Genomic DNA, 13,960 nt, shown 5'->3' with positions numbered 1-13,960 from the left:
TCCTTTATATGGGATTTTGGAGATAAAAATGTCTCAACAGTTTGATCTTGTTGTCATTGGCGGTGGACCTGGTGGTTATGAAGCGGCGATTCGTGCAGCTCAACTTGGTTTCAAAGTCGCTTGTATCGAAAAACGTATTCACAATGGTAAGCCATCTTTAGGTGGTACCTGTTTAAACGTTGGTTGTATCCCTTCTAAAGCATTGCTTGACTCTTCTCACCGTTACGAAGCAACAGTTCATGAACTTGCTGAACACGGTATCACCACAGGTGAAGTCAAATTTGATTTAGACACTTTGTTGGCACGTAAAGACAAAGTTGTAGATCAATTGACGGGTGGTGTTGCTCAGTTACTAAAAGGTAATGGTATCGAGTGGTTACAAGGTACTGGTAAATTACTTGCAGGTAAAAAAGTAGAATTCACACCGTTTGAAGGTGAAGTACAAGTTTTAGAACCGAAGTACGTGATTCTTGCGACGGGTTCTGTACCTGTAAATATCCCAGTCGCACCTGTTGATGAAGACTTAATTGTTGACTCAACTGGCGCATTGAAATTCTCAGAAGTTCCTAAGCGTCTTGGTGTGATCGGTGCAGGTGTTATCGGTCTAGAGCTTGGTTCAGTATGGCGTCGTCTTGGTTCAGAAGTTGTTGTGTTTGAAGCATTAGATGCATTCTTACCAATGGCTGACAAAGCATTGGCGAAGGAATATCAAAAAATCTTGAAAAAACAAGGTTTGGATATCCGCATTGGTGCGAAAGTTTCTGGCGCTGAAACCAATGGTCAAGAAGTAACGGTTAAATACAACCAAGCTGGCGAAGACAAAGAACAAGTTTTTGACAGGCTTATCGTTTGTGTAGGCCGTAAAGCCTATGCAGAAGGTTTATTGGCTGAAGATTCAGGCATTAAATTGACTGAGCGTGGTTTGGTTGATGTAAATGATCAATGTCAAACATCTGTAGAAGGTGTTTACGCGATTGGTGACTTGGTACGCGGTCCAATGCTTGCACATAAAGCAATGGAAGAGGGCGTAATGGCGGTTGAACGTATTCACGGTCATGCTGCTCAAGTGAACTATGACACGATTATCAGCGTGATCTATACACACCCAGAAGCTGCTTGGGTTGGTTTAACTGAAGAACAAGCTGCTGAAAAAGGTCACGAAGTTAAAGCTGGTCAATTCCCGTTTGCGGTGAATGGTCGTGCGTTGGCTGCTGGTGATACTGCTGGTTTTGTGAAATTCGTTGCTGATGCGAAAACAGATCGTCTTTTAGGTATGCACGTTGTGGGTCCTAATGCATCTGATATCGTACACCAAGGTATGATCGCGCTTGAGTTTGTTTCTTCTGTTGAAGACTTACAGTTGATGACTTTTGGTCACCCAACATTCTCAGAAGTTGTACATGAAGCAGCGCTTTCAGTTGACGGTCGTGCAATCCACGCCATTCAACGTAAGCGTAAATAAAACATAAAGTGTGGTTCGCCACACTTTTTTGAATGATGATGATTGTCTAGTTTAGATAATCATTGATTCAATATGTAGCAGTCTGGTTTTAAGAAGATCTAGGCTGCATCACTACAAACAACATAGTAGGTAACTAAATGAACTTACATGAGTATCAAGCTAAAGCATTATTGAAAGAATATGGCATGCCAGTACAAGAAGGTATCTTGGCAACAAATGCAGACGAAGCAGTCGCTGCATTTGAACAGCTTGGTGGTAAATTCGCAGTAATGAAAGCGCAAGTTCATGCTGGTGGCCGTGGTAAGGCTGGCGGCGTTAAAGTTGCAAAATCTAAAGAAGATGTAATTGAATTTGCTAACAACATCATTGGTACTCGTCTTGTAACGTATCAAACAGATGCAAATGGTCAACCAGTTAACAGCATTATCGTTGCTGAAGACGTTTATCCTGTTGAGCGTGAGCTTTACTTAGGCGCGGTTGTAGACCGTTCTAGCCGTCGTATTACTTTCATGGCTTCTACCGAAGGTGGTGTAGAAATCGAGAAAGTTGCAGAAGAAACGCCTGAAAAAATTATCAAAGTTGAAGTTGATCCTTTAGTTGGCTTACAACCATTCCAAGCACGTGAAGTTGCGTTTGCTTTAGGTTTGAAAGACAAACAAATCAGCCAATTTGTAAAAATCATGGCTGCTGCTTACCAAGCATTTGTTGAAAATGATTTTGCATTATTCGAAATTAACCCACTTTCAGTTCGTGAAAATGGCGATATTTTATGTGTAGATGCGAAAGTAGGTATCGACTCTAACGCGCTTTACCGTTTACCTAAAGTAGCTGCTTTACGTGACAAGTCTCAAGAGAATGAGCGTGAATTGAAAGCATCTGAATTTGACCTTAACTATGTTGCTTTAGAAGGTAACATTGGTTGTATGGTGAACGGTGCTGGTCTTGCAATGGCGACTATGGACATCATCAAACTTTATGGTGGTCAGCCTGCAAACTTCCTTGACGTTGGTGGCGGTGCAACGAAAGAGCGCGTAATCGAAGCGTTCAAAATCATCCTTGCTGATACGTCTGTACAAGGTGTTTTAATCAACATCTTCGGTGGTATCGTACGTTGTGACATGATTGCTGAAGCAATTATTGCAGCGGTTCAAGAAGTAAATGTAACTGTACCAGTTGTTGTTCGTTTAGAAGGTAACAACGCTGAGTTAGGTGCTAAATTACTTGATGAATCAGGTTTGAAATTAATTTCTGCGAACGGTTTATCTGATGCCGCAGAAAAAGTTGTAGCTGCAGTTAAAGCGTAAGGAGTATCAATCATGAGCGTATTAATTAATAAAGACACTAAAGTATTGGTACAAGGTTTTACTGGTAAAAACGGTACTTTCCACTCTGCACAAGCTTTAGACTATGGTACAAAAGTTGTTGGTGGTGTTACTCCAGGTAAAGGTGGTACAACTCACCTTGACCTACCAGTATTCAACACAATGAAAGAAGCGGTACGTGAAACAAATGCAGATGCATCTGTAATCTATGTACCAGCTCCATTCGTTTTAGACTCAATCGTTGAAGCGGTTGATTCAGGTGTTGGCCTAATCGTTGTGATCACTGAAGGTGTTCCAACGATCGACATGCTTAAAGCGAAACGCTACTTAGAAACTAACGGTAACGGTACTCGTTTAGTTGGTCCTAACTGCCCAGGCGTGATCACTCCAGGTGAATGTAAGATTGGTATTATGCCTGGTCACATCCACCAACCAGGTCGTATTGGTATCATCTCACGTTCAGGTACATTGACTTATGAAGCTGTTGCTCAAACAACTAAGCTTGGTTTAGGTCAGTCTACTTGTATCGGTATTGGTGGTGACCCAATCCCAGGTATGAACCAAATCGAAGCACTTCAATTGTTCCAAGACGATCCAGATACTGATGCAATCATCATGATCGGTGAGATCGGTGGTACAGCGGAAGAAGAAGCTGCTGAATTCATCAAATCAAACGTGACTAAGCCTGTAGTCGGTTACATCGCGGGTGTAACTGCACCTAAAGGTAAGCGTATGGGTCACGCTGGTGCGATCATTTCTGGTGGTCAAGGTACTGCTGAAGAAAAATTCGCTGCATTTGAACGTGCGGGAATGGCTTACACACGTAGCCCAGCTGAGCTTGGTTCTACTATGTTGCAAGTTTTAAAAGAGAAAGGTTTAGCGTAATACGTTAGATTTTAATCTTTAAAAAAACCCCAATGGAGACATTGGGGTTTTTTTATTGGGTTATTATTGCTTTAATCCCCAAATTTTGGTTATTACATAAAATCGATGAGAAGCCTTGGAATAATTTTTGGAAAGTTATATGGTTATCTTCCGTATAGCTGTAGCTAGTATTGTATGGTTGCTCTCGTACTTCTTCCTGGAATGGATGGCACTGGCACGTTGTTTCAGCCACTGATCGCAGAAGTTGGTGATACTTTTAACGTCAAAGTTATTCGATATCCATCTACAGAAGCATTCGGTTATGAGACTTTGGAAGAGCTTGTTGTAAAGAGCCTTCCAGTTGATGAGCCTTTCGTGATCCTTGGTGAATCATTCTCTGGACCTATCGCGATCTCTATTGCTGCGGCACAGCCGAAAGGTCTGATTGGTGTGATTTTATGCTGCACCTTTGCGATCAACCCTCGTCCAACTTTTTCGGTATTTCGCTCTCTGCTTAAAATCCTCCCACCTAGGTTAGCGCCGATTGCAGTGCTAGATTACCTACTGCTCGGTCGCTATTCGACTAGAGAACTTCGTTCAGCTCTAGCTTTGGCAGTGGGGCAGGTGTCGTCTGCAGCGTTTGAAGCACGACTGAATGCAGTTCACGCAGTTAATGTTTTGTCAAAGTTAAAATTCATTGCAGTGCCAGTTTTGTATTTACAAGCAACCAAAGACCGAGTCGTTCCACCTACGGCTGCATATTTTATACAGAAGGAACTTTCAAACGTTCGTATTGTACCGATTGATGCACCTCACTGTTTACTTCAAGCTGTGCCGAGTCATGCTGCCTCGATTATCAAACTATTCTTGGCTGAAGTTCAGTGAAATACAGTGGTTCATCTTGTCTAAAGTACTCATACTTGTAAAAGATGAGGTTATGGATTGGCATGTATACTAGTGAAAAGAATGAAGAGCGTAAGATAAAAATTGAAGACCGAACATTCGGCATTTCGGTCTCCATTGACAAAAGAGTGCTATAAATGGCGTATATACATTTATTCCGCTTTTGGTTTTAACCCTTGCGTCAAACCATTGATGTCTCCACCTTGTAGACCTAATTCATTCATCAAGCTATCAATCAATGGTGCTTGTGAACGGTAACGTAGGGCACTATTTACCACCTGATCTGATAATGAAGCCGTTGAGCCATGTTCAGTATTTTCACTTGAAACAGCAGAACCACCTGCAAAGCCATTTAAGCCATTCACTTGTAAAATTTTGATGTCATCAATATTTTCCATTGGCTTGACGCTTTCACGAATGATCTCTGGTAAATGTTTGAGCAGTGCCAAGCGAACTTGCATCTCTACCTGTTCAGCAGACAAGGTATTGGCTGCCTCATTGACTGCACGAGCACCTTCCGCATCAACCTGATATTGTTTTTCCAATGCTTGAGCAAGTAGGATTTTTGCATCCGCCTCACCTTTCGCTTTTAAGCGAATCTTTTCAGCATCTGCTTCTGCTGCAATACGTACTGCTTCTGCTTCATCGGCAGCGGCTTTCTTACCTGCATCAGCAGCTACGGTAATCGCAATCGCTTCTTTCTCTGCCGTTTGTTTAGCTGCAACCAGCTCGACTGCTTTTTGACGCTCAGCGCGTTGAGTTTCACGTACCGTCACAACTTCTTCCTCTGCTTTTACCGCTTCGGCACGGGCCTTGTCAGCTTGCGCTTTGGCTTCTGATTCAGCACGAGATTTTTCAGCAATCGCAATGGCACGATCTTGCTCAGCCAATTCAATAGTTTTCTTCTGTTCGACCTGTGCTTTTTGAATGAGCTGCGCTTTTTGGATATTTTCATTCTCTACATCACGAGCAGAAGCAATTCGTTTTAGCTCCACTTCACGCTCAGCAGCAATTTGAGCTTCTTCAGCCTCACGTTTTTTACCTGCTTCTTGAGAGGCGATTTCTGCGGTTTGTTCAGCTTTACGAATCGAGATTTCACGCTCTTGTTGCAACTTTGCATATTCTTCTTCACGTGAAATTTCTAGGCGTGCACGCTCTGCTTCCAAGTTCTTGGCACGAATGGCAAGGTCCGCATCTTGTTCAATGTCATTACGCTTTTTACGACGGTCTTCAATGGTTTCAGTCAGTTTAGTTAAACCTTCCGCATCGAAGGCATTTTGTGGATTAAAGAATTTAAAACTGGTTTGGTCTAGACCTGTTAAGGATACTGTTTCAAGCTCTAATCCATTCTTGGATAAATCTTCTGAGACCACTTGTTGAACTTTCTGTACGAAGTCGACACGCTTTTCGTGCAATTCTTCCATCGCCATTTCCGCAGCCACGGCACGGAGTGAATCGACAAATTTACCTTCAACCAGATCTTTAAGTTCTGGTGGGGACATGGTTTTACGCCCCAAGGTTTGAGCTGCGGTTGCAATTGATTCAGCAATCGGTTTGACACGAACATAGAACTCGGCCATCACATCAACACGCATACGGTCTCGAGTAATCAGTGCTTGGTCTGCGGCACGTTTTACCTCTAAACGTAAGGTATTCATATTTACAGGAATAATTTCATGTAAAACAGGGAGAACAATGGCGCCACCGTTTAGAATCACTTTCTCGCCACCAAAACCTGTGCGGACAAAGGAGACTTCTTTACTTGAACGGGTATAGAGACGGGCAATGATAATGCCAATAAAAATCAGTGCTGCAAAAATAACACCAGTAATAATTAAAATTTCAGTCAATGCTGAATTCAACATGTAAATACCCTCATGTAATAAATATAAAAATTAAGCAGCAATCGCTTGGAATCCAATTTTGGTTCTTTGCGTTAAAATCACATCTTGCCCTTGATGGAAAACTAGATCCAGCTCGGGTTCAACCAAGACGTAATGCGTTTGGCCAAATTGGTCTTTAACTTTGGCTTGTGCAGGGGAGTTGGGTTTCGCATCCCCTAAAATGATGTGTGCAGTTCTACCAATCAGATCATCTGCTTGAATTGCAGTTGTTTCATCTTTGGGGATTATTTTGGCAATTAATGCAGCACTATAGCGTACGAGTGGCATTGATAAAAATAAGCAGGCAGGTGCAATGATCCATGCTGATAGATAGTGTTCAGTAAACTGGAAAAAAAGGTCTTGGATGATCAAGCCCGTCAGTGCATACACAGTTAAAAAGATAATCAGCCAAATGAGTAAAGGGACTTTACCGAGATAGAGCCATTCTAATAATTGGGTGAAAATATTTTCTGATGACTCTAAAGAGACATTTGCATGATCAACCTCACTGAGGCTGTCAGGTAAAAACTGTTCTAGAAAACTTGAACTACCACCGAATAATAAAAGAATGAGTTCAAGGATACCGATAAATAGGCACAGCATTAAAGCAATGCTAAAAACCAAATTAGACGGATGTATTAAAAGATCCCAGATCATCGCGATTACTCTTATTTCTTTTAGCGTTAATTAATAAATTTTTTATAAAAATAAAACAGTTATAAGAGTAAAGCGTATACGTCTGAATTTCAACCTATATCGACCACATTATTGCAGGCAAAAAAAAACGCAATGATTGGGGTGATCAGTGCGTTGAACAACGAATCTGTTTAAAACAGTTTCGGTTGAAAGGAGAAATGTCATGAGATTAGTGTTAACTAACCTACGAGGCCATATTATTAAAAAACCTGACTAAGTTCATCGGTATTCATGTTAAATACTGTTAATTGATGTTAAGAAGTGACGAAAATTGTTAGTTTTTCATTTTTTTAATAAAGTTTTATAATTAAAGTTAATCAGATAGTTAAATTAAAAAAAGCCCAAGTGTGGGCTTTTTTATGGGAAAAGTAACGTAAATTAGAATCTAAATAAACCTAATCCCGCTTTTACTTCATCCAGTGTTTGTTGAGTGATATCACGGCATTTGTCTGTACCGTGTTTTAAAATATCCATGATGTAATCCGGATCTTTTTCTAATTCGGCACGACGTTCACGAATTGGACTAATTAACTCTTTTAGCACACCTTCCAAACGTTTTTTTACCGTCCCATCACCTAAACCACCACGACGGTAATGTGCTTTTAACTCTTCTACTTCTTCTTTATTTGGATCAAAAGCATCAAGATAGGTAAAGACAATATTGCCTTCAACCTGACCTGGATCTTCAATACGTAAATGGTTTGGATCGGTATACATCGCATTTACAGCTTTTTTGATGTCTTTATCAGTGGCATTGAGCACAATGGTATTACCTAAGGATTTTGACATCTTCGCTTTACCATCAAAACCAGGTAAACGAGCCATATTTGATAACAGGGCTTTACATTCTGGTAGTAGGTCATGACCAATTTGACGATTCACACGACGCACAACCTCGTTGGTTTGCTCAATCATTGGAATCTGATCTTCGCCCACTGGGACAACCGTTGCTTTAAATGCAGTGATATCAGCTGCTTGGGCGATTGGATAGCACAAGAAACCCGCTGGAATATCACGTTCAAAACCACGCATTTGGATTTCAGACTTAATCGTTGGATTACGCTCTAAACGTGCAACAGTTACGTAGTTGAGATAAAGCATGGTCAATTCGTTGAGCGCAGGTAAACATGACTGTACGCAGATCGTGGTTTTAGTCGGATCAATGCCAACAGCAAGATAGTCAAGCGCCACTTGAAGAATATTGTTGCGTACTTTATCTGGGTTATCTGCATTGTCTGTCATCGCTTGTGCATCAGCTAATAGCAGATGTTGATGGTGACTGTCTTGTAGACCTACACGAGAACGTAATGAACCGACAAAATGGCCAAGGTGGAGTTGTCCTGTAGGACGGTCGCCTGTCAAAATGATGGGACGTTGATCAACATTACTCATGATATGTTCCAAGATTCAGTAATTTCATAGATATAAGATTGATATTATTGTACGAGAAATAAATTTTTTTCGTCAGCGATAATTTTAACTTTTTCTTAAAATCATATTGTGCTTTCACTGCGTGATTCTACAATGGGTATATAAATACAAATCAGGACATAAAAATGGCGAGTGGTTTATTACTACTACTGGATGATATTGCAACGATTTTAGACGATGTTGCAGTCATGAGTAAAATGGCAGCCAAAAAAACCGCAGGGGTTTTAGGTGATGACTTAGCACTTAACGCCCAACAAGTCAGCGGTGTGCGTTCAGATCGAGAATTACCTGTGGTCTGGAGTGTTGCAAAGGGTTCATTTGTTAATAAATTAATTCTCGTTCCATTGGCTCTATTGATTAGTGTTGTCGCCCCTTGGTTGATTAATCCATTGCTTATGATCGGAGGCCTCTTCCTGTGTTATGAAGGGGTAGAGAAGGTCGTGCATATGCTGTTCCATAAAAAAGCCAAAACAGCAGAGGAAGCCAGTGAGAACTTACAACAAGTCGAGATCGACTTGGCTCAGTTTGAAAAGCAAAAAGTAAAGGGAGCAATTCGAACAGACTTTATTCTTTCTGCTGAAATTGTGGTGATTTCGTTAGGTACCGTTGCAACAGCTGCATTTATGAATAAAGTGACAGTATTAAGTATTATTGCAATCGTTATGACTGTCGGGGTGTATGGCTTAGTTGCAATGATCGTAAAAATTGACGATTTAGGTTTATATCTTACACAACAAGCTTCTGAATTAAAAAATACAATCGGTCGTGGTTTACTTGCTTTTGCGCCAATTTTAATGAAAACACTTTCAATTGTAGGCACGATTGCAATGTTTTTAGTTGGCGGGGGGATCATTACGCATACCATTCCTTTATTGCATCACTTTACTGAAGAAACGGTTGATCATTTAGAGCTGATTCCGAGTGTAGGTTCAATTATTGGTGCTTTAACGCCAACCTTAATTAATTTAGGGGTGGGGTTGCTTGCAGGTGTGGTTGTGTTGATGGTTGTCAGTTTGATTCAGAAATTCTGGCCAAAAAAAGCATCCGCTTAAAGCTAAGTCGTCATCATCAGAATTATGTGAGGTAGTTATGCGTTGGAAAGGTCGTCGAGTCAGTACCAATGTTGAAGACCGTCGCGGTGGTGGCGGTGCGAAAGCAGGTGGAATTAGTATTATTGGGCTAGTGGTCGCTTTTGTGGCTTGGAAATTTTTTGGGGTTGACCCTCAACAGGCCTATCAAGCAACCCAAGCGGTTACCAATGCTCAGTCTTCACAGCAAGACAGTACACCACAAAGCTTAACACCTGATCAAAAAGAGGCCAGTGATTTTGTTGGGACAGTGTTGGCAGATACCGAAGATACGTGGACGCCGATTTTTCAACAATTGGGGATGAGCTACAAACCACCACGACTTGTATTATTTAGTGGGGTGCTTCGATCAGGTTGTGGTACTGCACAGGCTGCGATGGGACCTTTTTATTGTCCGGCTGATCAGAAAGTTTATATCGATACCTCATTTTTTAAAGAAATGCGTCAGCAAATGGGTATTTCTGGTGAGCAGAATCAAACTGAACTCTCTCGTCAGGATCAAGCGGGTGATTTTGCCCAAGCTTATGTGATTGCACATGAAGTAGGGCATCATATCCAAAACCTATTAGGTATTTCAGGGCAGGTACAGCAGGCACGTGCCCAAGCCAGTCAAACACAAGGCAACCAACTTTCTGTACGTTTGGAACTGCAGGCAGATTGTTTCGCAGGCATTTGGGCACATCAGAATCAGAAACGAACTCAATTTTTAGAGCAAGGTGATATCGAAGAAGCGATGGATGCAGCTGAGAAAATTGGGGATGATTATCTCCAGCGCCGTGCGACTGGACAAGTTGTGCCAGATAGTTTTACCCATGGTACCAGTGAACAACGGATGCAATGGTTCCAAATTGGGTTGAAATCGGGTGATGTGAATCAGTGTAATACCTTTAAGTAGGATAAAAAAGGAGCGTTGCTCCTTGATTTTTATACGGAAGATATACGAATCAGAAGAAGAATTAACGTAAAATAATAGCGTCTATGCTGAATTGAGGATGATTGGTTTATTGTTGTGCTTAAACCATTTGTTAATAAGAATTAAATAATCAGATAAATGAATTACAGCATAGGCCATCATTCTTTATTCAATCGTACAGTATTTTAAATTTTATCATTTATTAAAATTTAAAGCAGGTCTATGTTATTAAAATTGAATAAATAAAGAGGTCTTATGGGTAACTTTTTTCTTTTGCAGGCATTGACGGTTGTTTTTGCTTTATCCATTGCGACGACCATTTTCAATAAACGAATATTAGGTTTTCCTCAGGCCATTGGTGTTCCAATTGTCTCGGCTATTTTTGTCTTTATTTTACAGTGGGGTGCGAGTCTATTAAATGGTAATCAATTTATTACCATTAATATTCATAATATTGAAGCTGCTGTAAGAAATATTGATTTTTATGATTTTCTAATCAATGGTGTAATTTGTTTTATTTTAACTTCATCTGCATTGAAGTTTAAAATTTCAGATTTGAGAAGTTACTGGAAGCCGATTAGCATTTTGGCCACAATTGCTTTGGTTTTATGTGCTGGATTTTATGCAGGTTTACTGTACTTATTTCAATGGCTGGTTGGTTATCCAGTACCAATCGGTGTTTTACTCTTATTAGGTGCAGCACTTGGTGCAACTGATCCAATTGGGGTTAAAGGAGTGCTCAGTTCTATTCGGGCACCGCATCATTTGATTGTGAAACTGGAAGGTGAGTCATTATTTAATGATGCAATGTGTATTGCCTTATTTATGACGCTGTTGAAAGTTTTACAAGGAGAGCATTTTTCATTATTGGCCACAGTTGAAACCTTATTATATGAGATCTTCGTTGCAGTAATTATCGGTTTTGCATTTGGTTTTGCGATCTTACGTTTACTTCGTGGTAAACATGAGATGGAATCTCTGATTTTAACCACGGCCTTACTTGCCAGTGGTTCATATTTAGTGGCTTTATTTGCACATGCCTCTGCACCGATTGCTTGTGTGATTGGTGGACTGATCGTCGGAAATAAATGGCAGGAAATTCGTGAGCAGCGAGAAATTCGCGAGGTCAATCATTTTTGGCATACGGTTGAGGGGATTATTAACTCCTTCCTATTCACTTTGATCGGTTTAGAGCTGTTTATCCTTGATTTGAGTGCGAATCTGATTATTGGTGGCATCATTGCCTTTATTATTCTACATTTATCTCGCTTTGCAGCGAACTTTGCCGCTTTTGCCTTATTTCCATCATTCCGAAATAAAAGCTATAACGGTAGCTTAGCAATACTCTCTTGGGGCGGAGTGCGTGGAGGCATTTCATTGGCGTTGATCCTTGCTGTAGCGAATATTCCTGAATTGAGTCAATACAGTAGCATCCTGATCGGTTATACCTTTATTAGTGTATTGCTATCAGGTGTAGTTTGTGGTCTTGGTTTACCAGCTGTAATGAATGCTTTCTACTACAACCCGAGTGAAGAGACCCAAGGTTTGAAAGGCTTCTATCAGCGGCTGTGTAATAAGATGAATCGTCGTGGTTTTAAATATATTGTAGGTGAAGATAGTCAGGGGCGTGAAACAATTACTATCTTTAATCCAGAGATTTTATTGGATCAAAAAACTGATGATGGTGTTGCAACCATGCATCATCCGAATAAACATGAAGAGGTTAAGCGGTTAGAGAATCCTGATAATTTTTAATACTATGTTTTTTTTGTTTGTTAAAAAAAGCCTTTTTTGAAAGGCTTTTTTTATTTTATATCTAAAAGATTTTTAAATATCTTTTAAGAATTTTTAAATATTTTCTATGTTAAATCTATTTCGATATTATATTTTAATAGTCTTTTAAATTTTATTTAAATACCTTTTGGGAATTTAATGGTATTTTTGGTTCTATTTGTTTAAAAGTGTAATTTGAATTTTAATTTTAAAAAAAATTAATGTTTTATTTTCTTTTTAATCAATATCTTGCTTATTTGTTAAGAAGTGTTTCAATGTTATTTTACTTTTTTGTTTTGTGAGCTATTTAACATTTATTTGGTTTGATTTAAAGTGGTGCTGTGAACTCTATCACTTAGAAACAATAATTTAAACTTAAGTTAATAATGCATTAAGAACTGATTAAATATTAAAAATTTATAATGAGGAATATAACCATGTCTCAGATACAAATTATTTCCAAGGAAAGTCATCAAACCCTTGTAAATACGACGGGAAAAACAGCCACATTACCTTCTGAACCTTCAGTTGTATTAATTAAGGTCTCTGCAAATGATATTTCAGTTGTTAAGAGAGATGGTGTAAATGCGGTAGTAGTATTAAAGAATGGCGAAACAATCGTTATTCATAATTTCTTCAATAATAGTGAAGTAGCAGATAATAGTCTGGTTCTTCAAGGTGAAGATAATCAATTAGTTTGGGCGCATTTTAAAGATGCTGAAACTGATGCAGACGCCGATGCTGATGCGGACGCCGATGCTGATGCGGACTCAGATGATGATGATCATGAAGGGGCTGTTTTTCTAGAAGAAACTCCAGCAGTTGTGCCTGAGGCGGCGGCGGCACCTGTTGAAGCAGCAACATTACAACCTATTCAGGCAGTAGAGCCATTACTTTATGCGGGTGAAGCATCTAGTGGTTTCAGTCCATGGCTATGGGCTTTACCTGTACTTGCGATTGGTGGTATTGCAGCAGCAAGTGGTGGCGGTGGAGGTGGGGGAAATAATGACAACAATACAGATACCACACCACCAAGTACCGATGCCGTAAAATTTAATATTGATCCAGTGACTGCGGATAATGTACTGAATGCGGCAGAATCGGCGGGGAATGTAACATTAACGGGGACATTAACAGGTATACCTACAGATGCAGCGACTACTGTCGTAACTGTTGTTGTGAATGGGGTGACTTATACCGCAACAGTCAATTCAGCGAATGGTACGTGGAGTGTGAGTGTACCGGGTAGCGGTTTATTGGCGGATGGCGATAAGACTATTGATGCCAAAGTGACGTTTACAGATGCAGCAGGTAACAGCAGCAATGTAACGGATACTCAAGTTTATACAGTGGACACCACTGCACCGAATGCGCCAGAGATTAATCCAATCAATGGTACAGATCCGATTACAGGAACAGCGGAACCTGGTTCGACTGTGACCGTGACCTTCCCAGATGGTACAAGTGTTCAGGTCCCAACAGATCCAACGACTGGGGCATGGACCACACCAAATCCAGGTAACTTACCGAATGGCGGTACAGTAACAGCTGTAGCAACTGATCCTGCAGGCAACCCGTCTGTACCAGGGACTGAAACAGTGGATACGGTGGGACCAGATGTTTCA

General features: G+C 40.4%; 11 protein-coding genes. 8 read left to right on the top strand and 3 right to left on the bottom strand.

The genetic code is table 11. From position 1 onward, the window contains the following. Positions 1 to 28 precede the first annotated feature (28 nt). From lpdA to V6E90_RS13320, 4 genes are all read left to right on the top strand, one after another. Positions 29 to 1,462: a dihydrolipoyl dehydrogenase gene (gene lpdA, locus V6E90_RS13335; protein ID WP_332605606.1), complete on the top strand. Its 1,434-nt coding sequence runs from the start codon at positions 29 to 31 to the stop codon at positions 1,460 to 1,462. 137 nt (positions 1,463 to 1,599) lie between these two features. Then, positions 1,600 to 2,766, top strand: coding sequence for an ADP-forming succinate--CoA ligase subunit beta (gene sucC, locus V6E90_RS13330; RefSeq protein ID WP_003655470.1), 1,167 nt, complete (start codon positions 1,600 to 1,602; stop codon positions 2,764 to 2,766). 12 nt (positions 2,767 to 2,778) lie between these two features. After that, positions 2,779 to 3,669 (top strand): succinate--CoA ligase subunit alpha, encoded by an 891-nt coding sequence (sucD, locus tag V6E90_RS13325; protein WP_003655479.1) that lies wholly within the window; start codon positions 2,779 to 2,781, stop codon positions 3,667 to 3,669. Between the two features lie 174 nt (positions 3,670 to 3,843). After that, entirely contained in the window at positions 3,844 to 4,533 is a 690-nt protein-coding gene (locus V6E90_RS13320) for an alpha/beta fold hydrolase (protein ID WP_332605605.1), read from the top strand. A 170-nt stretch (positions 4,534 to 4,703) separates the two neighbouring features. Here V6E90_RS13320 and V6E90_RS13315 read toward each other — a convergent pair whose 3' ends face one another. From V6E90_RS13315 to trpS, 3 genes are all read right to left on the bottom strand, one after another. Then, positions 4,704 to 6,416 carry a flotillin family protein gene (locus tag V6E90_RS13315; RefSeq protein ID WP_016541332.1) on the bottom strand — a complete coding sequence of 571 codons (1,713 nt, stop codon included), beginning with the start codon at positions 6,414 to 6,416 and terminating at the stop codon, positions 4,704 to 4,706. 30 nt (positions 6,417 to 6,446) lie between these two features. Next, positions 6,447 to 7,091, bottom strand: coding sequence for a YqiJ family protein (locus V6E90_RS13310; RefSeq protein ID WP_016541331.1), 645 nt, complete (start codon positions 7,089 to 7,091; stop codon positions 6,447 to 6,449). A gap of 417 nt (positions 7,092 to 7,508) precedes the next feature. Then, positions 7,509 to 8,522: a tryptophan--tRNA ligase gene (gene trpS, locus V6E90_RS13305; protein WP_023271589.1), complete on the bottom strand. Its 1,014-nt coding sequence runs from the start codon at positions 8,520 to 8,522 to the stop codon at positions 7,509 to 7,511. Positions 8,523 to 8,686: 164 nt separating this feature from the next. Between trpS and V6E90_RS13300 the strand changes: the two genes are divergently transcribed. From V6E90_RS13300 to V6E90_RS13285, 4 genes are all read left to right on the top strand, one after another. After that, the gene (locus V6E90_RS13300; RefSeq protein WP_332605604.1) at positions 8,687 to 9,613 is read left to right on the top strand and encodes a DUF808 domain-containing protein; all 927 of its coding nucleotides are present in this window, start codon (positions 8,687 to 8,689) and stop codon (positions 9,611 to 9,613) included. 37 nt (positions 9,614 to 9,650) lie between these two features. Beyond that, positions 9,651 to 10,544, top strand: a complete 894-nt coding sequence (gene ypfJ / locus V6E90_RS13295; RefSeq protein WP_332605603.1) for a KPN_02809 family neutral zinc metallopeptidase — start codon at positions 9,651 to 9,653, stop codon at positions 10,542 to 10,544. Positions 10,545 to 10,817: 273 nt separating this feature from the next. After that, positions 10,818 to 12,317 carry a cation:proton antiporter gene (locus V6E90_RS13290; protein ID WP_332605602.1) on the top strand — a complete coding sequence of 500 codons (1,500 nt, stop codon included), beginning with the start codon at positions 10,818 to 10,820 and terminating at the stop codon, positions 12,315 to 12,317. A 455-nt stretch (positions 12,318 to 12,772) separates the two neighbouring features. Next, the coding region (locus V6E90_RS13285) for a BapA/Bap/LapF family prefix-like domain-containing protein (protein ID WP_332605601.1) at positions 12,773 to 13,960 on the top strand (1,188 nt) is incomplete at its 3' end.

It is taken from the genome of Acinetobacter sp. ESBL14 (assembly GCF_036668815.1).
Taxonomy (GTDB): Bacteria; Pseudomonadota; Gammaproteobacteria; order Pseudomonadales; family Moraxellaceae; genus Acinetobacter; species Acinetobacter gyllenbergii.
Note: the sequence above shows the minus strand (reverse complement) of the source record. Positions and strands in the feature narration are given on the sequence as shown.

What these genes read in the sequence shown, in the direction of transcription:
- sucC (WP_003655470.1), top strand. Translation starts at nt 1,600, where the DNA reads ATGAACTTACATGAGTATCAAGCTAAAGCATTATTGAAAGAATATGGC.
- V6E90_RS13300 (WP_332605604.1), top strand. Translation starts at nt 8,687, where the DNA reads ATGGCGAGTGGTTTATTACTACTACTGGATGATATTGCAACGATTTTA.
- ypfJ (WP_332605603.1), top strand. Translation starts at nt 9,651, where the DNA reads ATGCGTTGGAAAGGTCGTCGAGTCAGTACCAATGTTGAAGACCGTCGC.
- V6E90_RS13320 (WP_332605605.1), top strand. Translation starts at nt 3,844, where the DNA reads ATGGTTGCTCTCGTACTTCTTCCTGGAATGGATGGCACTGGCACGTTG.
- V6E90_RS13290 (WP_332605602.1), top strand. Translation starts at nt 10,818, where the DNA reads ATGGGTAACTTTTTTCTTTTGCAGGCATTGACGGTTGTTTTTGCTTTA.
- sucD (WP_003655479.1), top strand. Translation starts at nt 2,779, where the DNA reads ATGAGCGTATTAATTAATAAAGACACTAAAGTATTGGTACAAGGTTTT.
- lpdA (WP_332605606.1), top strand. Translation starts at nt 29, where the DNA reads ATGTCTCAACAGTTTGATCTTGTTGTCATTGGCGGTGGACCTGGTGGT.
- V6E90_RS13315 (WP_016541332.1), bottom strand. Translation starts at nt 6,416, where the DNA reads ATGTTGAATTCAGCATTGACTGAAATTTTAATTATTACTGGTGTTATT.
- V6E90_RS13310 (WP_016541331.1), bottom strand. Translation starts at nt 7,091, where the DNA reads ATGATCTGGGATCTTTTAATACATCCGTCTAATTTGGTTTTTAGCATT.
- trpS (WP_023271589.1), bottom strand. Translation starts at nt 8,522, where the DNA reads ATGAGTAATGTTGATCAACGTCCCATCATTTTGACAGGCGACCGTCCT.